Annotated in this window: 19 protein-coding genes and 1 tRNA gene; 14 read left to right on the forward strand and 6 right to left on the reverse strand. The window is 67.9% G+C overall.

What is annotated here, in order from left to right; genetic code table 11:
- The first annotated feature begins 23 nt into the window (after positions 1-23).
- Together EDD92_RS28015 and EDD92_RS28020 are read left to right on the forward strand one after the other, a co-directional pair.
- Positions 24-1466, forward strand: a complete 1443-nt coding sequence (locus EDD92_RS28015; RefSeq protein ID WP_123966932.1) for a DHA2 family efflux MFS transporter permease subunit — start codon at positions 24-26, stop codon at positions 1464-1466.
- 341 nt (positions 1467-1807) lie between these two features.
- On the forward strand, positions 1808-2908 hold the full coding sequence (locus EDD92_RS28020) for a UDP-N-acetylmuramate dehydrogenase (protein ID WP_260327336.1): 1101 nt from the start codon (positions 1808-1810) through the stop codon (positions 2906-2908).
- 41 nt (positions 2909-2949) lie between these two features.
- Here the strand turns inward: EDD92_RS28020 and EDD92_RS28025 are convergent, their stop codons facing one another.
- The gene (locus EDD92_RS28025; protein WP_123966934.1) at positions 2950-3582 is read right to left on the reverse strand and encodes an NAD(P)-dependent oxidoreductase; all 633 of its coding nucleotides are present in this window, start codon (positions 3580-3582) and stop codon (positions 2950-2952) included.
- Positions 3583-3685: 103 nt separating this feature from the next.
- On the opposite strand from EDD92_RS28025, the gene EDD92_RS28030 reads away from it, so the two are divergent.
- Positions 3686-4282, forward strand: a complete 597-nt coding sequence (locus EDD92_RS28030; RefSeq protein WP_123966935.1) for a TetR/AcrR family transcriptional regulator — start codon at positions 3686-3688, stop codon at positions 4280-4282.
- A 1-nt stretch (position 4283) separates the two neighbouring features.
- Here EDD92_RS28030 and EDD92_RS28035 read toward each other — a convergent pair whose 3' ends face one another.
- On the reverse strand, positions 4284-5312 hold the full coding sequence (locus EDD92_RS28035; protein WP_123966936.1) for an adenosine deaminase: 1029 nt from the start codon (positions 5310-5312) through the stop codon (positions 4284-4286).
- A 120-nt stretch (positions 5313-5432) separates the two neighbouring features.
- Positions 5433-6659, reverse strand: coding sequence for a pyridoxal phosphate-dependent aminotransferase (locus tag EDD92_RS28040; RefSeq protein WP_123966937.1), 1227 nt, complete (start codon positions 6657-6659; stop codon positions 5433-5435).
- A gap of 283 nt (positions 6660-6942) precedes the next feature.
- Between EDD92_RS28040 and EDD92_RS28045 the strand changes: the two genes are divergently transcribed.
- The 11 genes from EDD92_RS28045 to EDD92_RS28100 all read left to right on the forward strand — a co-directional run bounded on the left by EDD92_RS28045 (position 6943) and on the right by EDD92_RS28100 (position 21191).
- Positions 6943-7015, forward strand: a tRNA-Trp gene (locus EDD92_RS28045).
- Positions 7016-7123: 108 nt separating this feature from the next.
- Positions 7124-7411, forward strand: coding sequence for a preprotein translocase subunit SecE (secE, locus tag EDD92_RS28050; protein ID WP_030930581.1), 288 nt, complete (start codon positions 7124-7126; stop codon positions 7409-7411).
- Positions 7412-7491: 80 nt separating this feature from the next.
- Complete coding sequence (gene nusG / locus EDD92_RS28055) at positions 7492-8346, forward strand: transcription termination/antitermination protein NusG (protein ID WP_123966938.1); 855 nt, start codon at positions 7492-7494, stop codon at positions 8344-8346.
- 168 nt (positions 8347-8514) lie between these two features.
- Positions 8515-8949 (forward strand): 50S ribosomal protein L11, encoded by a 435-nt coding sequence (gene rplK / locus EDD92_RS28060; protein WP_003998857.1) that lies wholly within the window; start codon positions 8515-8517, stop codon positions 8947-8949.
- A gap of 80 nt (positions 8950-9029) precedes the next feature.
- On the forward strand, positions 9030-9755 hold the full coding sequence (gene rplA / locus EDD92_RS28065; RefSeq protein ID WP_030930575.1) for a 50S ribosomal protein L1: 726 nt from the start codon (positions 9030-9032) through the stop codon (positions 9753-9755).
- Positions 9756-9898: 143 nt separating this feature from the next.
- A complete protein-coding gene (locus EDD92_RS28070; protein ID WP_123966939.1) occupies positions 9899-10831 on the forward strand; it encodes a hypothetical protein in 933 nt (310 codons plus the stop codon).
- A 109-nt stretch (positions 10832-10940) separates the two neighbouring features.
- Entirely contained in the window at positions 10941-11798 is an 858-nt protein-coding gene (locus EDD92_RS28075; protein ID WP_123966940.1) for a DUF1396 domain-containing protein, read from the forward strand.
- A gap of 278 nt (positions 11799-12076) precedes the next feature.
- Entirely contained in the window at positions 12077-12607 is a 531-nt protein-coding gene (gene rplJ / locus EDD92_RS28080) for a 50S ribosomal protein L10 (RefSeq protein WP_016434607.1), read from the forward strand.
- Positions 12608-12730: 123 nt separating this feature from the next.
- Complete coding sequence (rplL, locus tag EDD92_RS28085) at positions 12731-13114, forward strand: 50S ribosomal protein L7/L12 (protein ID WP_093499670.1); 384 nt, start codon at positions 12731-12733, stop codon at positions 13112-13114.
- A gap of 591 nt (positions 13115-13705) precedes the next feature.
- Positions 13706-17191, forward strand: a complete 3486-nt coding sequence (gene rpoB, locus EDD92_RS28095; protein ID WP_123966941.1) for a DNA-directed RNA polymerase subunit beta — start codon at positions 13706-13708, stop codon at positions 17189-17191.
- Positions 17192-17291: 100 nt separating this feature from the next.
- Positions 17292-21191 carry a DNA-directed RNA polymerase subunit beta' gene (locus tag EDD92_RS28100; protein WP_123966942.1) on the forward strand — a complete coding sequence of 1300 codons (3900 nt, stop codon included), beginning with the start codon at positions 17292-17294 and terminating at the stop codon, positions 21189-21191.
- 56 nt (positions 21192-21247) lie between these two features.
- On the opposite strand, the gene EDD92_RS28105 is transcribed toward EDD92_RS28100, so the two are convergent.
- From EDD92_RS28105 to EDD92_RS28115, 3 genes are read right to left on the reverse strand one after another with little or no spacing between them, the layout of a single operon-like run.
- Complete coding sequence (locus tag EDD92_RS28105; protein WP_123966943.1) at positions 21248-22252, reverse strand: M48 family metalloprotease; 1005 nt, start codon at positions 22250-22252, stop codon at positions 21248-21250.
- 45 nt (positions 22253-22297) lie between these two features.
- Positions 22298-22816, reverse strand: a complete 519-nt coding sequence (locus tag EDD92_RS28110; RefSeq protein WP_123966944.1) for a Pycsar system effector family protein — start codon at positions 22814-22816, stop codon at positions 22298-22300.
- On the reverse strand, positions 22813-23910 hold the full coding sequence (locus EDD92_RS28115; RefSeq protein WP_260326799.1) for a hypothetical protein: 1098 nt from the start codon (positions 23908-23910) through the stop codon (positions 22813-22815). Before EDD92_RS28115 ends, EDD92_RS28110 begins: the two co-directional genes overlap by 4 nt.
- Between the last annotated feature and the right edge of the window lie 10 nt (positions 23911-23920).

The raw sequence follows: 23920 nt of genomic DNA on the forward strand, positions 1-23920 counted from the left end.
ACTGATCACCCTCTGGGGGAGCGATGTCACAGCAGACCGCACGTCGCGGGGGAACCGTCTGGGCCCTCGTCATCACCAGCGTCGCCGGATTCATGGCGGCCCTCGACAACCTCGTCGTCACCACCGCCCTGCCCTCCATCCGAAAGGACCTGGGCGGAGCCCTGGGCGACCTGGAATGGACTGTCAGCGCCTACACCCTCACCTTCGCCGTCCTCCTGATGTTCGGCGCGGCACTCGGTGACCGGTTCGGCCGCCGCCGGCTCTTCCTCGTCGGCCTGACCGTCTTCACCGGCGCCTCCGCGGCCGCGGCCATGGCGACCGGCATCAACTCCCTGATCGCCGCCCGCGCGATCCAGGGCGTAGGCGCCGCGATCATGATGCCCCTGACGCTCACCCTCCTCACGGCCGCAGTGCCCGCCGCCAAGCGCGGGATGGCATACGGCATCTGGGGTGCCGTCAACGGCCTCGCCGTGGCCTCCGGCCCGCTGATCGGCGGCAGCCTCACCGAGCACGTCTCCTGGCACTGGATCTTCTGGCTGAACGTCCCGCTGGGCCTCGCCCTGCTCCCGCTGGCCCGCCTGCGCCTCGCCGAGTCGTACGGCACCGGCGCCCCGCTCGACGTCCCCGGCACCCTGCTCGCCAGCGGCGGCCTCTTCGGGATCGTCTACGGCCTGGTCCGCGGCCCCGCCGACGGCTGGACCGCTCCCCTGGTCCTGACCGGCCTGTTCGCCGGAACCGCACTGCTCATCGGATTCGTCGGCTACAGCCTGCGCGCCAAGAACCCCATGCTCCCGATGCGGCTGTTCCGCTCCCGTGCCTTCGCCGGCATCAACGCCGCGAGCCTGCTGATGTTCCTCGGGATGTTCGGCTCGATCTTCCTGCTCAGCCAGTTCATGCAGGGCGTCCTCGGCTACTCGCCCACCGAGGCGGGCCTGCGCATGCTGCCCTGGACCGGCATGCCGATGATCGCCGCACCGATCGCCGGCATCCTGTCCGACCGCATCGGCGGCCGCCCCGTCGTCGCCACCGGCCTCTTCCTGCAGGCCGTCGGCCTCGGCTGGATGGCCTCCGTGGTGACGCCCGGCGTCTCCTACGCCGCCCAGCTGCCCGCCCTGATCATCAGCGGCATCGGCATGGGCCTCTACTTCGCCCCGGCCGCCAACCTGGTGATGTCCAGCGTCGGTCTCAAGGAGCAGGGCGTCGCCTCCGGCGCCAACAACGCGCTGCGCGAGGTGGGCGGCGCGCTCGGCATCGCGATCATGTCGTCGATCTTCTCGGCGCAGGGCGGCTACGAGTCGGCGCAGACCTTCGTCGACGGCCTGCAGCCCGCACTGGTGACCGGTTCCGCGGTCGTCGCGCTGGCCGGTTTGGCGGCGCTGCTGATCCCCAGGCAGCGCGCGACGCAGACCACCGCGCCGACGCCGACGGACGAACCGACTCCGACGCTGGAGCCGGTCGCAGGCTGACCCCCGGAACGCCTATGGCCCCGTCCGTAAGGGCGGGGTCATTTGGATGCGTACGGGTGCGGAACCGGGTCGGGGGTGGGTTCGCTCACCCCGCCCCAGCGGCACGACTGCCCGCAGCTGTGCGAGCACGACGGAGGGAGGTACGCACCCGCAGTCGCGTACGGCGGGAAGGGGACGTGGCGGGGGGTGTCCGCCCGCAGCGGCGGGCGTCAGCCCCGAGTACTGCAAGACCAACAGCACCGCCCGACCGAGGACGGACACCCCCCGTCGCGGCCCCGCCCCACCCACCGACCCGCAGGCGCTACCCGCGCCCCCACCGAAGCCGCACAGGCGCCGCAGGCATCCACACCCGAGCCCCCACTCACCCGTCTCGTACCCTTGAGCCCGTGCAGGAACGACACGACGCCCCCCTCGCCCCGCTGACCACCTTCCGGCTGGGCGGCCCCGCGACCCGCCTGATCACCGCCACCACCGACGCCGAGGTGATCGCAGCCGTCCGCGAGGCCGACGACACCGGCACCCCGCTCCTGCTGATCGGCGGCGGATCGAACCTGGTCATCGGCGACAAGGGCTTCGCGGGCACCGCCCTCGTCATCGCCACCAAGGGCTTCGACCTTGACGGCACATGCCTGGAGCTCGCCGCCGGCGAGGTGTGGACCGACGCCGTCGCCCGCACCGTCGAGGCCGGACTCGCCGGCGTCGAGTGCCTGGCCGGCATCCCCGGCTCGGCCGGCGCGACCCCCATCCAGAACGTGGGCGCGTACGGCCAGGAGGTCTCCTCGACCATCACCGAAGTGATCGCCTACGACCGCCACACCCGCGAAACGGTCACCGTCCCGAACGCCGACTGCGCCTTCTCGTACCGCCACAGCCGCTTCAAGGCCGACCCCGAGCGCTACGTCGTCCTGCGCGTCCGCTTCGAACTCGAGGACGCCGACGGCCTCTCCGGCCCCATCAAGTACGCCGAGACGGCCCGCGCCCTCGGCGTAGAGCCCGGCGACCGCGTCCCACTCGCAGCCGCCCGCGAGACCGTCCTCAAGCTGCGCTCCGGCAAGGGCATGGTCCTGGACCCCGAGGACCACGACACCTGGTCGGCCGGTTCCTTCTTCACCAACCCGATCCTCACCGACGCCCAGTTCGCCGCGTTCCACGCGCGCGTGCAGGAACGGCTCGGCGACGGCGTGGAGCCCCCCGCCTACCCGGCAGGGGAGGGCCACACCAAGACCTCCGCGGCCTGGCTGATCGACAAGGCGGGCTTCACCAAGGGCTACGGCACGGGCCCCGCCCGCATCTCCACCAAGCACACCCTCGCCCTCACCAACCGGGGCGAGGCCACCACGGAAGACCTGCTCGCACTCGCCCGCGAGGTCGTCGCCGGAGTCCGCGAGTCCTTCGGGATCACGCTGGTCAACGAACCGGTGACGGTCGGGGTCAGCCTTTAGGGACCCGCGCAGGGAACTGCAGGCGGTCCGCACAGGCCGCCTCAGTACGCCACGCCCACCCCCTGCTTCACCGTCCCCGGATCGCCGGCCATGGCCAGCATCGCGTGCGCCACATCCGCGCGCCCGATGAAGCGCCCCTTCGCCGGGAAGCCGCCGACCACCGTCCGGTAGGCGCCCGTGACCGGCTTGTTCTGCAGCCGCGGCGGCCGTACGACCGTCCAGTCCGTGGTGCTGCCGGCCAACTCGGCCTCCATGGCGCTCAGATCGGCGTAGACGTCCTTGAGCAGCGCCGAGACGATGCCGCGCGTCGTGCGGTCGAACGGCCCGTCCTCCTCGGGCGGCGGGCCGACCGGCGCCGCACTCACCACAAGCAGCCGCCGCACCCCCTCCGCCTCCATGGCGCCCAAGACCGTGCGCGTGAGCCGGGCCGCGACCCCTGCCTCCTTGCGGCTGCGCGCACCGAGCCCCGACAGGACCACGTCCCGGCCGGCCACCGCGGGGCGCACGGCCTCAGGGTCGGTCAGGTCGTCCCGGAACACCGCCAGGCGGTCGCCCGTCACGGACAGCCGGGCGGGATCCCGTACGACCGCCGTGACCTCGTGCCCAGCGTCCAGGGCCTGGCGGACGACTTCCCGGCCTATGCCGCCGGTGGCGCCGAAAACGGTGAGTTTCATGGGTGCTCCCATGCTCGTAGATGGTGGGTGAGTACTCACTCACCCCTCCTCCTACTAGAGTGAGTAAGCACTCACCCACTCGTCAAGCCCGATTGGACGACACATGGAAACGAAGCCGGCCCGTGTCCGCATCCTCGATGCCGCTCACGAGCTGATGCTCACCGTCGGGCTGGCCCGCGCCACCACCAAGGAGATCGCCAAGGAGGCCGGCTGCTCCGAGGCCGCGCTCTACAAGTACTTCGCCAGCAAGGAAGAGCTGTTCATCTGCGTCCTCACGGAGCGGCTGCCCCAGTTGACGCCGTTGCTGCGCAGCCTGGCCGCCGAGCCCGGACAGAGCACGCTGGAGGAGAACCTGACCGAGATCGCCCGCCAGGCCGCCCTCTTCTACGAGCAGAGCTTCCCGATCGCCGCGTCCCTGTATGCCGAGACCCAGCTCAAGCGGCGGCACGACGACGTGATGCGGCAGATGGGAAGGGGCCCGCACATGCCGATCCAGGGCGTGGACACGTACCTGCGGGCCGAACAGGAACTCGGCCGGGTCAGTCTCGACGCGGACACCTTCGCAGCCGCGTCGCTGCTGCTGGGCGCCTGTGCACAGCGGGCCTTCGCCTATGACGCGACACGAGAGGCGGTGCGGCCGCCGGTGGACGACTTCGCCCAGCGGCTGGCGCGAACCCTGCTGACCGGCATCGCCGACTGACCTAGGCCAGCCAGTCGTCCACCCCGGCCAGCAGCTTCGTCTTCACATCCCCCGGCGCCGCCGAAGCCCGCACCGACTGGCGGGCCAGTTCCGCCAACTCCTCGTCCGTGAACGCGTGGTGGCGCCGGGCGATGTCGTACTGGGCGGCAAGACGGGAGCCGAACAGGAGCGGGTCGTCGGCGCCCAGGGCCATCGCGACACCGGCGTCGTACAGCGTCCGCAGCGGGACGTCCTCGGGCTTCTCGTACACGCCCAGGGCCACGTTCGAAGCGGGGCAGACCTCACACGTCACCCCCCGCTCCACGAGACGCTTCAGCAGCCGGGGGTCCTCCGCGGCCCGCACCCCGTGCCCGATCCGGTTCGCGTCCAGGTCGTCGAGACAGTCCCGTACCGACGAAGGCCCCGTCAGCTCGCCGCCGTGCGGCGCCGACAGCAGCCCGCCCTCGCGGGCGATCGCGAACGCCCGGTCGAAGTCCCTCGCCATGCCCCGGCGTTCGTCGTTGGACAGACCGAAGCCGACCACCCCCCGGTCGGCGTACCGCACGGCCAGCCGGGCCAGCGTGCGCGCGTCCAGAGGATGCTTCATGCGGTTCGCGGCGACCAGGACCCGCATGCCCAGGCCGGTCTCCCGCATCGTCGTGTCCACCGCGTCCAGGATGACCTCCAGCGCCGGGATCAGACCACCCAGACGAGGCGCGTACGAGGTCGGGTCGACCTGGATCTCCAGCCACCCCGAGCCGTCCTTCAGATCCTCCTCGGCGGCCTCCCGCACCAGTCGCTGGATGTCCTCGGGCTCCCTGAGGCACGAGCGCGCGGCGTCGTACAGCCGCTGGAAGCGGAACCAGCCCCGCTCGTCCGTCGCCCGCAGCCTCGGCGGCTCCCCGCTGGTCAGCGCCTCGGTCAGGGCTTCGGGCAGTCGCACACCGTACTTGTCGGCCAGCTCCAGCACGGTGGTGGGCCGCATCGACCCGGTGAAGTGCAGATGGAGATGGGCCTTCGGCAGCTCAGAGACATCACGTACACGCTCCATTCCAGGATCCTGCCGCACGTCACTGCCGTCCCGGTAGCGGATTCCCCGTTAGTGGTCTTGCTCGCACGAAGAAACGGGCCGCCTCCCCGAAGGGAAACGGCCCGCACGCGTGCGTGGAAGTCAGTCCTGGGCCTCCGCCAGCAGCTTCTGGATCCGGCTGACACCCTCGACGAGATCCTCGTCACCCAGGGCGTACGACAGCCGCAGGTAGCCCGGCGTACCGAAGGCCTCGCCCGGGACGACCGCGACCTCGGCCTCCTCCAGGATCAGCGCGGCCAGCTCGACCGAGTCCTGCGGGCGCTTGCCGCGGATCTCCTTGCCGAGCAGGCCCTTGACCGACGGGTACGCGTAGAAGGCGCCCTCGGGCTCGGGGCAGACCACGCCGTCGATCTCGTTGAGCATCCGCACGATGGTCTTGCGGCGGCGGTCGAAGGCCTCGCGCATCTTGGCGACGGCGTCAAGATCGCCGGAGACGGCGGCCAGCGCCGCGACCTGAGCGACGTTCGACACGTTCGACGTGGCGTGCGACTGCAGGTTGGTCGCGGCCTTGACCACGTCCTTCGGGCCGATGACCCAGCCCACGCGCCAGCCCGTCATCGCATATGTCTTCGCGACACCGTTGACCACGATGCACTTGTCGCGCAGCTCGGGCAGCAGCGCGGGCAGGGACACGGAGACCGCGTCGCCGTACACCAGGTGCTCGTAGATCTCGTCGGTCAGCACCCACAGGCCGTGCTCGACGGCCCAGCGGCCGATCGCCTCGGTCTCGGCCTCGGAGTACACCGCGCCGGTCGGGTTGGACGGCGACACGAACAGGACGACCTTGGTCTTCTCCGTGCGGGCGGCCTCCAGCTGCTCGACCGAGACGCGGTAACCCGTGGTCTCGTCCGCGACGACCTCCACCGGGACACCGCCGGCCAGACGGATCGACTCCGGGTACGTCGTCCAGTACGGCGCCGGGACGATGACCTCGTCGCCCGGGTCGAGGATCGCCGCGAAGGCCTCGTAGATGGCCTGCTTGCCGCCGTTGGTGACGAGGATCTGCGAGACGTCGGGCTCCCAGCCGGAGTCGCGCAGCGTCTTCGCGGCGATCGCGGCCTTCAGCTCGGGCAGACCGCCGGCCGGGGTGTACCGGTGGTACTTCGGGTTCTTGCAGGCCTCGATGGCGGCCTCGACGATGTAGTCCGGGGTCGGGAAGTCTGGCTCACCGGCGCCGAAGCCGATCACCGGACGCCCGGCGGCCTTGAGGGCCTTGGCCTTGGCGTCCACGGCGAGGGTGGCGGACTCGGAGATCGCGCCGACTCGGGCGGAGACCCGGCGCTCGGTGGGAGGGGTTGCAGCGCTCATGGGGCCCATCGTTTCAGACCGGAAACGCCCCCGGCACGCGGGTTTCACAGACTGAACATGTGTGGGTCGACCACTGAACACCTGTCCGGAATCAGCCGGTGGCCTGGGTGATCTTCCATCGGATTTCCGGCGATCTTCCTCCGCCAAGGCCCCTACGGGCGCTTTCTGTTCGACGACGCGCTCCGGACCACGTACACTCTCACCTCGTTGGCCATCAGCTGCCGCGCCGCAGACGGTGCACACCGAGCACCCGGTCGGATGCGGTACGTTGGGGGACACACAAAGGGTCGTAGCTCAATTGGTAGAGCACCGGTCTCCAAAACCGGCGGTTGGGGGTTCAAGTCCCTCCGGCCCTGCTACACACACCTTCGCCAGGATGTGTGCGCATGTACGTACAGCAATGCAACGCCGTGCGGCTCAGACCGGGCGCGGCACGGCCACGACCCGGGAACAGGTGAGGACGAATGGCGGACGCCGTGGGCTCCATCGACACGCCTGATGCCCAGGATGAGGCGCAGGAGTCGAAGAAGAAGGCCCGCAAGGGCGGCAAGCGGGCCAAGAAGGGTCCGTTCAAGAGGCTTGCCCTCTTCTACCGCCAGGTCGTCGCCGAACTCCGCAAGGTCGTCTGGCCTACGCGTAACCAGCTGACGTCGTACACCACCGTGGTGATCTTCTTCGTCGCCGTCATGATCGCCCTGGTGACCGTGATTGACTATGGGCTCAACCACGCGGCCAAGTACGTCTTCGGCTGAGCCGAGAGCGAAGGGCGCCGAGGTACCCGGCGCCCCTTTCGCATGTTCCACCCCTATGTATCCAGGAAGAAGCAGCCACCGTGTCTGACACGAACCTGAACGACGACGCCATCGAGCCGGACGAGTCCGTGGATGACGAGCTCGACATCGTCGAGGGCGCGGACGAGCAGGACGAGTTCGAGGCTGCCGAGGCCGAGGCGGGGGAGCCGGCCGAGGAGGCCGCCCTGCAGGTCGTGGACGAGGACGAGTCCGCCGCTGACGAGTCCGCCGCTGACGAGTCCGCCGAGGAAGAAATCGCGGAGGAGGAGTCCGAGCCGGTCGACCCGGTCGAGGCCCTCCGCGAGGAGCTGCGCTCCCTGCCCGGCGAGTGGTACGTCATCCACACCTACGCCGGTTACGAGAACCGCGTGAAGACCAACCTGGAGCAGCGCGCCGTCTCGCTGAACGTCGAGGACTACATCTTCCAGGCCGAGGTGCCGCAGGAAGAGGTCGTCCAGATCAAGAACGGCGACCGCAAGACCATCAAGCAGAACAAGCTCCCGGGCTACGTCCTCGTCCGCATGGACCTGACGAACGAGTCCTGGGGTGTGGTCCGCAACACTCCCGGCGTCACCGGCTTCGTGGGCAACGCCTACGACCCGTATCCGCTGACCCTGGACGAGATCGTCAAGATGCTCGCCCCGGAGGCCGAGGAGAAGGCCGCCCGCGAGGCCGCCGAGGCCGAGGGCAAGCCTGCCCCGCAGCGCAAGGTCGAGGTCCAGGTGCTGGACTTCGAGGTCGGCGACTCGGTCACCGTCACCGACGGCCCGTTCGCCACGCTGCAGGCGACCATCAACGAGATCAACCCCGACTCGAAGAAGGTCAAGGGCCTGGTGGAGATCTTCGGCCGCGAGACGCCGGTCGAGCTCTCGTTCGACCAGATCCAGAAGAACTAGCAGCTTCTGGACGCACCGCTTCCGCGCAGGTCAGGCGGGCTCTCGTAGCCGGTCTGACCTGCTCGGTTTTTAGCCGCGCATCTATACCCGTTATCGTTGTGCGGTATGCCTTCATCCGGGACGCGACCCGGGCGGAGGCACGCCTCAATCGAAAGGACCCGGAGAGCAATGCCTCCCAAGAAGAAGAAGGTCACGGGGCTCATCAAGCTCCAGATCCAGGCCGGCGCCGCGAACCCGGCCCCGCCGGTCGGCCCCGCGCTGGGTCAGCACGGTGTCAACATCATGGAGTTCTGCAAGGCGTACAACGCCGCGACCGAGTCGCAGCGTGGCTGGGTGATCCCGGTGGAGATCACGGTCTACGAGGACCGCTCCTTCACCTTCATCACCAAGACGCCGCCGGCCGCCAAGATGATCCTCAAGGCCGCGGGCATCGAGAAGGGCTCCGGCGAGCCGCACAAGACCAAGGTCGCCAAGATCACCGAGGCGCAGGTCCGCGAGATCGCCCAGACCAAGCTCCCCGACCTCAACGCCAACGACCTGGACGCCGCCGCGAAGATCATCGCCGGTACCGCGCGTTCCATGGGCGTCACGGTCGAGGGCTGAGCCCAACTCCCGCAAGAAGCAGAAGTGGCAGGGCCTGCTCGGCCCGGACCACGACTCCTCAGACACACACAGGAGCAGTAGTGAGCAAGCGCAGCAAGTCTCTCCGCGCTGCGGACGCCAAGATCGACCGGGAGAAGCTCTACGCCCCGCTCGAGGCCGTCCGTCTCGCCAAGGAGACCTCCACGACCAAGTTCGACGGCACCGTCGAGGTCGCCTTCCGTCTGGGTGTCGACCCGCGCAAGGCCGACCAGATGGTCCGTGGCACCGTGAACCTTCCGCACGGCACCGGTAAGACCGCCCGGGTCCTGGTCTTCGCGACCGGTGACCGTGCTGCGGCCGCGGAGGCCGCGGGCGCCGACATCGTCGGCTCCGACGAACTGATCGACGAGGTCTCGAAGGGCCGCCTGGACTTCGACGCCGTCGTCGCCACCCCGGACCTCATGGGCAAGGTCGGCCGCCTCGGCCGTGTGCTCGGTCCCCGTGGTCTCATGCCGAACCCCAAGACCGGCACCGTGACCCCGGACGTGGCGAAGGCCGTCAACGACATCAAGGGCGGCAAGATCGAGTTCCGCGTCGACAAGCACTCGAACCTGCACTTCATCATCGGCAAGGTGTCCTTCGACGACACCAAGCTGGTGGAGAACTACGCGGCGGCGCTGGAGGAGATCCTCCGTCTGAAGCCGTCCGCCGCCAAGGGTCGCTACATCAAGAAGGCCGCGATCAGCACCACGATCGGCCCCGGCATTCCGGTCGACTCCAACCGCACCCGCAACCTCCTCGTCGAGGAAGACCCGGCCGCCGTCTGATCCTGACGGCAGTCGCGCGTAGGCGATTTTTCAGACGAGCCCCGCAACCCCATTGGTGCGGGGCTCGTCCCTTTTCCCGCGGACGGGTGTCAGTGCCCTGCGTTAGCGTGCGGGCACAGCAATCGCTCAGGGGTGGGGGACCGATGAAGAGCACGACCGTACGCCGGGTGAGCCTGTCGATCGCAGTGGTGACCGCGATGTCGGGCGTGGCCGCCTGCAGCTCCTCGGACTCCTCCGGCAAGGGCGACAGGGCCTCCGGCAAGGGCGCGACGCACCTCAGCCCCATAGCGGCCCTGCGCACCGCCGAGCAGTCCACCGACGGCGCCGACTCCGCCAGGGTCGAGTCGACGACCACCATGGGCCCGCTGATGTCCATGAAGGGCGACGGCACCCTGGGCTGGGCGGACGGTCTCACCGGCACCCTGACCATCACGTACACCGGCGGCACCATGGCGGACACCATGCGCCGGCTCGGCACCACGTCGATGGAGGCCCGCTATCTGTCCGACGCCTACTACGCGAAGATGGGCGACAAGTTCGCCGGGCAGGCGGGCGGCAAGCACTGGATCCGGTACGGCTACGCGGACCTCGCCGACCTCGGTGGCAGCTCCGGGGCGTACCTCAAGGACCAGATGCAGAACACGACCCCCAACCAGTCGGTGAAGCTGCTGCTGGCCTCCGGGGACGTCAAGAAGGTCGGCACCGAGAAGGTGCGCGGCGTGGACACCACGCACTACTCGGGCACGGTGGACGTCGCCGACCTCGCCCGCAAGAACTCCAACCTCACCGCGAGCCAGCTCGCCGGCCTGAAGAAGCAGCTCACCCAGGCCGGCGTCGGCACGGAGTCCGTCGACATCTGGGTCAACGACCAGAACCTCCTGGTCAAGAAGGTCGAGAAGGGCCGGATGTCGGCCGGTGAGTACACCCAGACCGCCTACTACAGCGACTACGGCGTGAAGGTCTCCGCCACCAAGCCCCCGGCGAGCGACACCGAGGACTTCAGGCAGCTGCTGAAGAAGCAGGGCATGACGCCGGGCAGCAGCGACACCGCGAGCGGGTCCGGCACCAGCTCCTGAGGCGGGCGGGCTGCTGGTGTCCGGAGGAATACGGGAGACTCCTGCAGCCTCCTGAGGTTAGGCTCGCCTCCTTACTGTGTATCAGCCATGCATTCCATGGGGGGAATCAATGGGGACTTCCGTACGTGTTTCAGCGCGCCGTAAAGCGACGGGCGCCGGGCTCGCCGCCCTGCTGCTCGCGGGGGGAGCAGTCGGCTGTCAGAAGAGCGACTCCGCCGAGTCGCCCGCGATGACTCCGGCGGCGGCCATCGCCAAGGCGGCGAAGAACAGCGAGGACATCAAGTCCGCGCACTACCGGATGACGGGCCAGGTCCCGGGGGCGGGCCGGATTTCCGCCGACGCGGCGGTGAGCATCAAGCCGCTGGCCATGAGCATGAAAATGACGGCCCAGAACCAGGCAACCAAGGGCCCGGTCGAGATCCGCCTCGTCGGCAAGGCCATGTACATAGGCGGGAACGCCGCGATGGCCAAGGAGATGGACGGCAAGAGCTGGATCAAGCTCGACATGTCCGCGCTCGGCGGCGGCAAGGGGCTGAACGCGGACCAGCTGGGCGCCGGCCAGGCCGACCAGAACCCGGCTGCCAACTCCACCTTCCTCACCGGCTCCAAGAACGTGAAGAAGGTCGGCACCGAGACCGTCGACGGCGTGAAGACCACTCACTACGAGGGCAAGGTCACCGTCGCGGACCTCAAGGCCTCGCTCAAGGACAAGAACAAGACCGTACGGGAGCAGCGCGAGAAGGCTCTGGGGCAGTACGAGAAGCTGGGCGTCGACTCGTTCACCATGGACGCGTGGATCGACGGCGACGACCACACCAAGCGGTTCCGGATGCGTGGTGAGGCCGACAAGGGGCCGCTCGACCTGATGATCACCTTCCTCGACATCAACCAGCCGGTGAAGGTCACGGCCCCGCCGGCCAAGGACACCGCCGACCTCGCCGAGATGATGAAGGGCGCCCAGAGCTGAGCCGTAGGACCGGATTTGCTTGACAGCGATCCGGTCACGTACCCTCCTGGAGAAGCCAAAGACCGCTGGTCGTTGCCGTGCGCTCCTGGAGGGTGCGGTGGCCGAAGGATCCGCTGAACCGCGGACGACCCGCGCAGGTGACTGTGGAAGTGCTCCCGGAGTCCGCTGCTGACGCTGCGAATGCCGGTCGAGGTACGCCCCGTGCGCCTGCGCCGGGGCGTTTCGTTTGTCAAGCCCCTTCCGAGCGGTCGTCATCACCCGGAAGGAGGCCGACGCTCATGGCAAGGCCCGACAAGGCTGCCGCGGTAGCCGAGCTGACGGAGCAGTTCCGCAGCTCGAACGCCGCCGTGCTGACCGAGTACCGGGGTCTCACCGTGGCGCAGCTCAAGACGCTGCGTCGTTCGCTCGGTGAGAACGCCCAGTACGCCGTGGTGAAGAACACGCTGACCAAGATTGCGGCCAACGAGGCCGGGATCTCGACGCTCGACGACCTGTTCAACGGTCCGACGGCGGTCGCCTTCGTCACCGGTGACCCGGTGGAGTCGGCGAAGGGTCTTCGTGACTTCGCCAAGGACAACCCGAACCTCGTCATCAAGGGCGGTGTCCTTGACGGCAAGGCGCTGTCCGCCGACGAGATCAAGAAGCTTGCGGACCTCGAGTCCCGCGAGGTTCTGCTCGCCAAGCTGGCGGGCGCCCTGAAGGGCAAGCAGACGCAGGCTGCTCAGGTCTTCCAGGCGCTCCCGTCGAAGCTCGTCCGCACCGTGGACGCGCTTCGTGCCAAGCAGGACGAGCAGGGCGGTGCCGAGTAATTCGGCTCGCATCATGATCGCCGCCTGAGGCAGTCCGCCTGAGGCAGCGGTCGTAGCGGGCCGAACGTACGCCCGCCAGACATGTACATCCCGGCACCAGCCGAAATTAGTGGAAGGAAAGCCATCGTGGCTCTCACCCAGGACGAACTGCTCGCCGAGTTCGAGGGCATGACCCTCATCCAGCTCTCCGAGTTCGTGAAGGCGTTCGAGGAGAAGTTCGACGTCACCGCCGCCGCCGCGGTCGCCGTCGCGGGCCCGGCCGGTCCGGCCGCCGCCGCCCCGGTCGAGGAGGAGAAGGACGAGTTCGACGTCATCCTCACCGGCGCCGGCGACAAGAAGATCCAGGTCATCAAGGTCGTGCGTGAGCTGACCTCCCTGGGTCTGAAGGAGGCCAAGGACCTCGTGGACGGCGCCCCGAAGCCCGTTCTCGAGAAGGTCGCCAAGGACGCCGCCGAGAAGGCCGCCGAGTCCCTCAAGGGCGCCGGCGCCTCCGTCGAGGTCAAGTGACCCCACGGAGTCCCGCAGGACTCCCTTGCTAGCTGATACGGCTCCTCACAGAGGGCTGTAACGCTGACGCACTGAAGAGCGATCATCCATCCGGGTGGTCGCTCTTCGGCGTTCCTGAGCGTCGGGTGGTGGCTGCCTTGCACCGTCGGGTGTGCGGAGTATGGTGATCTTCGTCGTGCCTCCAAGCACCCCAGGTGGTATGTGGTTTGGGCCATGGGGGCCTTGACGAACCGCACGCAGCGCGCAATTCTCAGGACGCGTCGTCACAAGGATCCGAATCCGAGGCATGGATCGACGACGAAGAGGGCAGTATCAACGTGCATTGAGGGCGTGGGCTTGCCGCAGGTGTTGAGAACAACGAGGGTCTCCGAAAACCGGGGCTGGACATCAGTGTGCCGAGTGGCTACACTGACCCTTTGCGCTGCCTGTTAGCTGTCCCCTGCCCGTCACCAGGGGCATGCCCTCGCTTGAGCACCGACGATCAGAAGTCCCTGACCTGGCCTTTCGGCCAAATCGGGGAGTCCTGTCTCTGTGTGCGGGAGAGGGACCGGTACGCGCGTAGTGAGTCCGAGCCCTCGGAAGGACCCCCTCTTGGCCGCCTCGCGCACTGCCTCGACCGCGAATACGAACAACGGTGCCAGCACCGCCCCGCTGCGCATCTCCTTTGCAAAGATCAAGGAGCCCCTCGAGGTTCCCAACCTGCTCGCGCTGCAGACCGAGAGCTTTGACTGGCTGCTCGGGAACACCGCCTGGCAGAGTCGGGTCGAGGCGGCTCTCGAGTCCGGTCAGGACGTCCCCACCAAGTCCGGTCTGGAGGAGATCTTCGAGGAGATCTCTCCGATCGAGGACTTCTCCGGGTCGATGTCGCTGACGTTCCGCGACCACCGTTTCGAGCCCCCGAAGAACAGCATCGACGAGTGCAAGGAGCGCGACTTCACGTACGCCGCTCCGCTCTTCGTGACGGCTGAGTTCACCAACAACGAGACCGGCGAGATCAAGTCCCAGACGGTCTTCATGGGCGACTTCCCGCTCATGACCCACAAGGGCACCTTCGTCATCAACGGCACCGAGCGTGTCGTGGTGTCGCAGCTGGTCCGCTCGCCCGGCGTCTACTTCGACTCCTCCATCGACAAGACGTCCGACAAGGACATCTTCTCCGCCAAGATCATCCCGTCCCGGGGTGCCTGGCTGGAGATGGAGATCGACAAGCGCGACATGGTCGGTGTCCGCATCGACCGCAAGCGCAAGCAGTCCGTGACCGTTCTGCTCAAGGCTCTCGGTTGGACGACCGAGCAGATCCTCGAGGAGTTCGGCGAGTACGAGTCCATGCGCGCCACCCTGGAGAAGGACCACACCCAGGGCCAGGACGACGCGCTGCTCGACATCTACCGCAAGCTGCGTCCGGGCGAGCCCCCGACCCGCGAGGCCGCGCAGACGCTTCTGGAGAACCTGTACTTCAACCCGAAGCGCTACGACCTCGCCAAGGTCGGCCGCTACAAGGTCAACAAGAAGCTGGGTGCGGAGGCCCCGCTCGACGCGGGCATCCTGACCGTCGAGGACGTCATCTCGACGATCAAGTACCTGGTGAAGCTGCACGCCGGCGAGACCGAGACGGCCGCGGACAACGGCCAGACGATCGTTGTCGAGACCGACGACATCGACCACTTCGGCAACCGTCGTCTGCGCAGCGTCGGCGAGCTCATCCAGAACCAGGTCCGTACGGGTCTGGCTCGTATGGAGCGCGTCGTCCGTGAGCGCATGACGACTCAGGACGTCGAGGCGATCACGCCGCAGACCCTGATCAACATCCGGCCGGTCGTCGCCTCCATCAAGGAGTTCTTCGGCACCAGCCAGCTGTCGCAGTTCATGGACCAGAACAACCCGCTGTCGGGTCTCACCCACAAGCGCCGTCTGTCGGCGCTCGGCCCGGGTGGTCTCTCCCGTGAGCGGGCCGGCTTCGAGGTCCGTGACGTGCACCCGTCCCACTACGGCCGCATGTGCCCGATCGAGACGCCCGAAGGCCCGAACATCGGTCTGATCGGTTCGCTCGCCTCGTACGGCCGGGTCAACGCGTTCGGCTTCGTCGAGACGCCGTACCGCAAGGTCGTCGACGGTCAGGTCACCGACGAGGTCGACTACCTGACGGCCGACGAGGAGGACCGCTTCGTCATCGCGCAGGCCAACGCCACGCTCAACGACGACATGCGGTTCGCCGAGAACCGCGTCCTCGTCCGCCGCCGTGGCGGTGAGGTCGACTACGTCGCCGGTGACGACGTGGACTACATGGACGTCTCGCCGCGCCAGATGGTGTCGGTCGCGACCGCCATGATCCCGTTCCTCGAGCACGACGACGCCAACCGTGCCCTCATGGGCGCGAACATGATGCGTCAGGCCGTGCCGCTGATTAAGTCCGAGTCCCCGCTCGTCGGCACCGGCATGGAGTACCGCTCCGCCGTCGACGCCGGCGACGTGGTCAAGGCCGAGAAGGCGGGTGTGGTCCAGGAGGTCTCCGCGGACTACATCACCACCGCCAACGACGACGGCACGTACATCACGTACCGCCTGGCCAAGTTCGCCCGCTCCAACCAGGGCACCTCGGTCAACCAGAAGGTCATCGTCAACGAGGGCGACCGGATCATCGACGGCCAGGTCCTGGCCGACGGTCCGGCCACCGAGAACGGCGAGATGGCGCTGGGCAAGAACCTGCTCGTGGCGTTCATGCCGTGGGAGGGTCACAACTACGAGGACGCGATCATCCTGTCGCAGCGCCTCGTGCAGGACGACGTCCTCTCCTCGATCCACATCGAGGAGCACGAGGTCGACGCCCGTGACACCAAGCTCGGCCCCGAGGAGATCACCCGGGACATCCCGAACGTCTCCGAGGAGGTCCTCGCCGACCTCGACGAGCGCGGCATCATCCGTATCGGTGCCGAGGTCGTCGCCGGCGACATCCTCGTCGGCAAGGTCACGCCCAAGGGCGAGACCGAGCTGACGCCGGAGGAGCGCCTGCTGCGCGCGATCTTCGGTGAGAAGGCCCGTGAGGTCCGTGACACCTCGCTGAAGGTGCCGCACGGCGAGATCGGCAAGGTCATCGGCGTCCGCGTCTTCGACCGCGAGGAGGGCGACGAGCTTCCCCCCGGTGTGAACCAGCTGGTGCGCGTGTACGTGGCGCAGAAGCGCAAGATCACCGACGGTGACAAGCTCGCCGGCCGGCACGGCAACAAGGGTGTCATCTCGAAGATCCTGCCCATCGAGGACATGCCGTTCCTCGAGGACGGAACTCCGGTCGACATCATCCTCAACCCGCTGGGTGTGCCGTCCCGAATGAACCCGGGACAGGTGCTTGAGATCCACCTCGGCTGGCTCGCCAGCCGTGGCTGGGACGTCTCCGGTCTCGCCGACGAGTGGGCGCAGCGCCTGCAGGCCATCGGCGCCGACCAGGTCGACCCGGGCACGAACGTCGCAACCCCCGTCTTCGACGGTGCGCGCGAGGACGAGCTCGCGGGTCTGCTGCAGCACACCATCCCGAACCGCGACGGCGAGCGCATGGTGCTCCCGTCCGGCAAGGCGCGGCTGTTCGACGGCCGTAGCGGTGAGCCGTTCCCGGAGCCGATCTCGGTCGGCTACATGTACATCCTGAAGCTGCACCACCTGGTCGACGACAAGCTGCACGCGCGTTCGACCGGCCCGTACTCGATGATCACCCAGCAGCCGCTGGGTGGTAAGGCCCAGTTCGGTGGCCAGCGGTTCGGCGAGATGGAGGTGTGGGCGCTGGAGGCTTACGGCGCCGCTTACGCCCTCCAGGAGCTGCTGACCATCAAGTCCGACGACGTCACCGGCCGCGTGAAGGTCTACGAGGCCATCGTCAAGGGCGAGAACATCCCCGAGCCCGGCATCCCCGAGTCCTTCAAGGTGCTCATCAAGGAGATGCAGTCGCTCTGCCTGAACGTGGAGGTGCTGTCCAGCGACGGTATGTCCATCGAGATGCGTGACACCGACGAGGATGTCTTCCGCGCTGCGGAGGAGCTCGGCATCGACCTGTCCCGGCGCGAGCCGAGCAGCGTCGAAGAGGTCTGACGGGAGTCCGGCCGGAGGCCCTGGTGAGGAACCTCCGGCCGGCCCCTGGACCCCCGTATCAGACCCCAAGACTTACAACCCTGAGAGGGATTGACGCATAGTGCTCGACGTCAACTTCTTCGATGAGCTCCGGATCGGTCTGGCCACCGCTGACGACATCCGTCAGTGGAGCCACGGCGAGGTCAAGAAGCCCGAGACCATCAACTACCGCACGCTCAAGCCCGAAAAGGACGGACTCTTCTGCGAGAAGATCTTCGGTCCGACCCGGGACTGGGAGTGCTACTGCGGCAAGTACAAGCGTGTCCGCTTCAAGGGCATCATCTGTGAGCGCTGCGGCGTCGAGGTGACTCGCGCCAAGGTGCGCCGTGAGCGGATGGGCCACATCGAACTGGCCGCTCCCGTCACGCACATCTGGTACTTCAAGGGTGTTCCTTCGCGCCTCGGCTACCTGCTGGACCTGGCGCCCAAGGACCTCGAGAAGGTCATCTACTTCGCGGCGTACATGATCACGTACGTCGACGAGGAGCGCCGTACCCGCGACCTGCCCTCCCTGGAGGCGCACGTCTCCGTCGAGCGGCAGCAGGTCGAGAACCGGCGTGACGCCGACCTCGAGGCCCGCGCCAAGAAGCTCGAGTCCGACCTGGCCGAGCTCGAGGCCGAGGGTGCCAAGGCCGACGTGCGCCGCAAGGTGCGCGAAGGTGCCGAGCGCGAGATGAAGCAGCTGCGCGACCGTGCGCAGCGCGAGATCGACCGTCTCGACGAGGTGTGGACCCGGTTCAAGAACCTCAAGGTCCAGGACCTCGAGGGCGACGAGCTGCTCTACCGCGAGCTGCGCGACCGCTTCGGCACGTACTTCGACGGTTCGATGGGTGCCGCGGCGCTGCAGAAGCGCCTGGAGTCCTTCGACCTCGAGGAGGAGGCCGAGCGTCTCCGCGAGATCATCCGCACCGGCAAGGGCCAGAAGAAGACCCGCGCCCTGAAGCGGCTGAAGGTCGTGTCTGCCTTCCTGCAGACGTCCAACAGCCCCAAGGGCATGGTTCTCGACTGCGTCCCGGTCATCCCGCCGGACCTTCGCCCGATGGTGCAGCTGGACGGTGGCCGCTTCGCGACCTCCGACCTGAACGACCTGTACCGCCGTGTGATCAACCGGAACAACCGACTGAAGCGCCTTCTCGACCTCGGTGCGCCCGAGATCATCGTGAACAACGAGAAGCGCATGCTCCAGGAGGCCGTCGACGCGCTGTTCGACAACGGTCGTCGTGGTCGCCCGGTCACCGGTCCCGGTAACCGCCCGCTGAAGTCCCTCAGCGACATGCTGAAGGGTAAGCAGGGTCGATTCCGTCAGAACCTGCTCGGCAAGCGTGTGGACTACTCCGCGCGTTCCGTGATCGTCGTCGGTCCGCAGCTGAAGCTGCACCAGTGCGGTCTGCCGAAGGCGATGGCGCTGGAGCTCTTCAAGCCGTTCGTGATGAAGCGCCTGGTCGACCTGAACCACGCGCAGAACATCAAGAGCGCCAAGCGCATGGTGGAGCGCGGCCGCACGGTCGTGTACGACGTCCTCGAAGAGGTCATCGCCGAGCACCCGGTTCTGCTGAACCGTGCGCCCACCCTGCACCGCCTCGGCATCCAGGCCTTCGAGCCGCAGCTGGTCGAGGGCAAGGCCATCCAGATCCACCCGCTCGTCTGCACCGCGTTCAACGCGGACTTCGACGGTGACCAGATGGCCGTGCACCTTCCGCTGTCCGCGGAGGCGCAGGCCGAGGCCCGCATCCTGATGCTGTCCTCGAACAACATCCTCAAGCCCGCCGACGGCCGTCCGGTGACGATGCCGACCCAGGACATGGTCCTCGGTCTGTTCTTCCTCACCACCGACGGCGAGATGCGCAACGTCAAGGGCGAGGAGCGCTCCTTCGCGTCCGTCGCCGAGGCGATCATGGCGTTCGACGCCGGCGAGCTCTCGCTGCAGTCGCGCGTGGACATCCGCTTCCCGGTGGGCACCATCCCGCCGCGCGGCTGGACCCCGCCGGCGCAGGAGGAGGGCGAGCCGGAGTGGCAGCAGGGTGACACCTTCCGCCTGCGGACGACCCTGGGCCGCGCGCTCTTCAACGAGCTGCTGCCCGAGGACTACCCGTTCGTCGACTACGAGGTCGGCAAGAAGCAGCTCTCCGAGATCGTCAACGACCTCGCCGAGCGCTACCCCAAGGTCATCGTGGCGGCGACGCTCGACAACCTGAAGGCGGCCGGCTTCTACTGGGCGACCCGTTCCGGCGTCACCGTGGCCATCTCCGACGTCGTCGTTCCCGAGGCGAAGAAGGAGATCGTCAAGGGCTACGAGGCGCAGGACGAGAAGGTCCAGAAGCAGTACGAGCGCGGTCTGATCACCAAGGACGAGCGCACGCAGGAGCTCATCGCGATCTGGACCAAGGCGACCAACGAGGTCGCCGAGGCGATGAACGAGAACTTCCCGAAGACCAACCCGATCTTCATGATGGTGAACTCGGGTGCACGAGGCAACATGATGCAGATGCGTCAGATCGCCGGTATGCGTGGTCTGGTGTCGAACGCGAAGAACGAGACGATCCCGCGTCCGATCAAGGCGTCGTTCCGTGAGGGTCTGTCCGTGCTGGAGTACTTCATCTCCACGCACGGTGCCCGTAAGGGTCTGGCGGACACCGCCCTGCGTACCGCCGACTCGGGCTACCTGACCCGTCGTCTGGTGGACGTCTCCCAGGACGTCATCATCCGCGAGGAGGACTGCGGCACCGAGCGCGGTCTGAAGCTGCGGATCGCCGAGCGGGGCGCGGACGGTGTGCTGCGCAAGGCGGACGACGTCGAGACCAGCGTCTACGCCCGCATGCTCGCCGAGGACGTCGTCGTCGACGGCAAGGTGATCGCGCCGGCCAACGTGGACCTGGGCGACGTGCTCATCGACCAGTTGGTGCACCACGGCATCGAGCAGGTCAAGACCCGCTCGATCCTGACCTGCGAGTCCCAGGTCGGCACCTGCGCCATGTGCTACGGCCGCTCGCTGGCCACCGGCAAGCTGGTCGACATCGGTGAGGCGGTCGGCATCATCGCCGCCCAGTCCATCGGTGAGCCCGGTACCCAGCTGACGATGCGTACCTTCCACACCGGTGGTGTGGCCGGTGACGACATCACCCAGGGTCTGCCGCGTGTCGTCGAGCTCTTCGAGGCCCGTACCCCGAAGGGTGTCGCCCCGATCTCCGAGGCCTCCGGCCGCGTGCGGATCGAGGAGACCGAGAAGACCAAGAAGATCGTCGTCACCCCGGACGACGGCAGCGACGAGACGGCGTACCCGATCTCGAAGCGTGCCCGACTCCTGGTCAGCGAGGGCGAGCACGTCGAGGTGGGCCAGAAGCTCACCGTGGGTGCCACCAACCCGCACGACGTGCTGCGCATCCTGGGTCAGCGTGCCGTCCAGGTCCACCTGGTCGGCGAGGTCCAGAAGGTCTACAACTCGCAGGGTGTGTCGATCCACGACAAGCACATCGAGATCATCATCCGGCAGATGCTCCGCCGAGTGACGATCATCGAGTCCGGCGACGCCGAGCTGCTGCCCGGCGAGCTGGTCGAGCGCTCGAAGTTCGAGGTCGAGAACCGTCGTGTGGTCCAGGAAGGCGGCCACCCGGCCTCCGGCCGTCCGCAGCTGATGGGTATCACCAAGGCCTCGCTGGCGACCGAGTCGTGGCTGTCGGCGGCGTCCTTCCAGGAGACGACCAGGGTCCTCACGGACGCGGCGATCAACGCCAAGTCCGACTCCCTGATCGGCCTCAAGGAGAACGTCATCATCGGTAAGCTCATCCCGGCCGGTACGGGCCTGTCCCGCTACCGCAACATCCGGGTCGAGCCGACCGAGGAGGCCAAGGCCGCGATGTACTCGGCCGTCGGCTACGACGACATCGACTACTCGCCGTTCGGCACGGGCTCCGGCCAGGCCGTTCCGCTGGAGGACTACGACTACGGTCCGTACAACCAGTAAGGCGCAAGTCAGTCGAAGGGCGGTCACCCTGTCGGGGTGGCCGCCCTTCGGTGTGTTCAGGGCCTGCTCTGCGAGCGGGTCTGCAGATGGTGCAGCCGGGTGTGCACATCGGGATGCGAGGCCAGCAGCCGCGCGATGACGCCTTCCTTCACGGACGGCAGTCCCGCCGCTGTGGCAGCGACGCGTTCGGACCGTTCCCGCTCGTGCTCCTCGCGCAGCACCGTCATCAACTGCGGTCCGAAGCCGAGGCCCGCCGCGTGTTCGTCGGCCCGGAGCTCGGAACGCCGTGACACGGCAGCCGCCAGGTAGGGAGCGGCGAACGGCAGGAACACCAGGCCGTATGTCGCGGTCGCCACGGCGACCACAGCAGCGCCCAGCACGCCGATCACCAGGGCGGCCGCGCCGACAGAGAGGCGGTCGATGTGCGAGGCCAGCCGACGGAGCAGCCGCCAGGTCAGCCGGCCCGGCAGTGCGTACCAGAAGGTCAGCAGCGAGGCCCATGCGTGTCCCCTCGTGTGATGGCCCAGTTCGTGTGCGAGGACGCCGGCGAGTTGAGCGGTCGACAGCGACCCGAGCGAATGGCTGGTGACGCCGACGATGTGACCTGCGGCAGCCATGGCGTTGATCTCGTCGCTGTCCTCGACCCAGAGCTGGTACGCGTTTCCGTCCACTCCGGCGCGCGCGGTGACCTCGCGCCAGACGGACCGGAGCTTTCGGTCCTCCTCCGGGTGGGGGTAGCGCAAGCCGAACAGCCACCGTGCCATGAGGCGCTCGCAGGGCCGGTGGAAGACGAGGCCACCGCTCAGCGCCCAGCACCCACAGGGGATCCACCAGGGCAGGCCGGTCAGGGCGCTGACGACGTACGACACTCCGAAGACGACGGCCAGGCTTGCGAGCACGTGCGGCAGGTGGAGCGCGAGGTTGCCCAGAGTGGTGGCGTCCACACGGCGCTGGCGTGCGGTGATGTGGATGCGGCCGCGGCGGCGGGGCAGGTCGTCGTCTGGGGCCGCGGGGGAGGAGCACGTTTCCCTCGGTTTCTCCCCATCGTATGGCATGGACATGACTCTCCCTTGGTCTGAATGGACTCGCATGGGACGCAGGTCGGTTCAGGCGATGAGCAGTGATCCGGGGAGCAAGACCGCCGCGGAGCCGAAGGCCATCAATCCGGTCCGGATCCAGAAGTGCTTGCGGGCGGCGATACGACTCGTCTCGGTGAGCGCGAGCAAAAGGCCGAGGTCCGGGTCCCGCGCGGTCTCGGTGAGGGCACTGGCGAGGTGACCGGTCCGTGCGGCCTGCCGTATGTCGCCGAAGTAGGTGAGTGGTCGGCCGGGCGTCCAGTGGCCGACGCCATGACGGGGCGTCACCGCCAGCAGCAGGGAGAAGAGGGCGGTCATCATGAGGGCTGTTCCCGTCCACCACAGCAGCGCGGACGGTGCCGGGAGGCGGCCGGGGCTCCAGTTCCGGCCGGGCAGAAGGACTCCGAGTACGCCGATGGACATGCTCAGCACTCCGACCAGGACCGTGGCCTTGGCGTCGGCGCGTGCTATCTCGCCACGGAGACCGGCGAGCAACTCGGCTCCCGTCCTCATGCGCGGGTCGTCCGGGGCGGTGGCGCTCGGGATCATTTACGGAGCTCCGGGCCGTCCTCAGGCGGAGCGGACTCGACCGTCGGCGACTTGTGCGGCAACTCCGGATGCGGCTCGCCCGACTCTGCCTCGGAGAGGGCCGTGGTCCGCAGGATGGCCGACATCCGATCGGCGATGAGCTGGCGGGGTCCGTCGAGCTGGTAGTCCTCCAGCTGCTTGTTCTCCAGGGCCTGGTCGATCAGGCGCATCTGAGTGTCCACCAACTTGTTCTGGCCGGCCTGGAGGTGATCGAGGACGAGCCGGGTCTCGTCAGGGTGCGCCGCCAAGTGCAGGGCGAGCGCGGCGGTTCCGCCTCCGGCCAGGGTGTCCTCGTAGAACTTGATCTTCTCGGCCCGGCGCTCGGCTTCGTACATCTCCCGACGTCGGGCTGCCTCGTGCTCCGGCCACGCGGCCTCCACCTCGTGACGGGCCGTCCGCAGACGGGCCTGGTGGAACCGCTCGGCGACGTCGCGGCGCAGGCGGATGGAACAGGTGACCTTCAGCCCCTGCCCGTCGCCGAGCCAGGAGGCATGGGTCACCGCCTCCCAGACCGCCCGCTCGGCCTCGGCGCTCGCCTCGATGGGATGACGGCGGCTGGCCTCACGCATCTGTGGCAGCAGCTTTCGGGCGATGAGGCCGGGTACGTCACGCTCCTGGCTGCGGACAAACTGTGCCGGGTGGACGACACGCCAGGTGATGTCGGCCGTCACTTCGAACTCGAAGCTGTCGACGAGGCTCGGCAACGGGACGTTCAGCTGAAAGGAGTGGGGGTCGGTGTCGACCTCGTACAGGGCGATGTAACGCCGCACGGTCGTGGGCCGGTCGGGCGGCAGGAAGGTCTCGTACGCTCCCCTCCGCGTCACGCAGACCAGAGCGTGGTCGATGCTGCCCGTGAAACGCCGCCCGCCGAGACGGAAGCGTGACAGCTGCCAGACCGTGTGGACGGGGTCCGAGTCGGTGTGGGGGGCCGCGGATTGCCGGGGGTCCTGCCGGAACCAGTCGAGCTGTTCGCTCTGTTCCTTCTGCCCGGGGTACTCCCGGTGTGCCTGCTCCGGTGATTTCGGCTGTTCGGGTGGTGGGGAAGTGGGTTGCATGCTCGGCCTC

The sequence above is a fragment of the Streptomyces sp. TLI_185 genome (genome assembly GCF_003814765.1).
Taxonomy (GTDB): domain Bacteria; phylum Actinomycetota; class Actinomycetes; order Streptomycetales; family Streptomycetaceae; genus Streptomyces.

Coding starts and splice junctions, on each gene's coding strand:
- EDD92_RS28015 (WP_123966932.1), top strand. CDS start 24: ATGTCACAGCAGACCGCACGTCGCGGGGGAACCGTCTGGGCCCTCGTC.
- EDD92_RS28025 (WP_123966934.1), bottom strand. CDS start 3,582: ATGAAACTCACCGTTTTCGGCGCCACCGGCGGCATAGGCCGGGAAGTC.
- EDD92_RS28030 (WP_123966935.1), top strand. CDS start 3,686: ATGGAAACGAAGCCGGCCCGTGTCCGCATCCTCGATGCCGCTCACGAG.
- EDD92_RS28035 (WP_123966936.1), bottom strand. CDS start 5,312: ATGGAGCGTGTACGTGATGTCTCTGAGCTGCCGAAGGCCCATCTCCAT.
- EDD92_RS28040 (WP_123966937.1), bottom strand. CDS start 6,659: ATGAGCGCTGCAACCCCTCCCACCGAGCGCCGGGTCTCCGCCCGAGTC.
- secE (WP_030930581.1), top strand. CDS start 7,124: ATGGCGGACGCCGTGGGCTCCATCGACACGCCTGATGCCCAGGATGAG.
- rplK (WP_003998857.1), top strand. CDS start 8,515: ATGCCTCCCAAGAAGAAGAAGGTCACGGGGCTCATCAAGCTCCAGATC.
- EDD92_RS28070 (WP_123966939.1), top strand. CDS start 9,899: ATGAAGAGCACGACCGTACGCCGGGTGAGCCTGTCGATCGCAGTGGTG.
- EDD92_RS28075 (WP_123966940.1), top strand. CDS start 10,941: ATGGGGACTTCCGTACGTGTTTCAGCGCGCCGTAAAGCGACGGGCGCC.
- rplJ (WP_016434607.1), top strand. CDS start 12,077: ATGGCAAGGCCCGACAAGGCTGCCGCGGTAGCCGAGCTGACGGAGCAG.
- EDD92_RS28105 (WP_123966943.1), bottom strand. CDS start 22,252: ATGTCCATGCCATACGATGGGGAGAAACCGAGGGAAACGTGCTCCTCC.
- EDD92_RS28110 (WP_123966944.1), bottom strand. CDS start 22,816: ATGATCCCGAGCGCCACCGCCCCGGACGACCCGCGCATGAGGACGGGA.
- EDD92_RS28115 (WP_260326799.1), bottom strand. CDS start 23,910: ATGCAACCCACTTCCCCACCACCCGAACAGCCGAAATCACCGGAGCAG.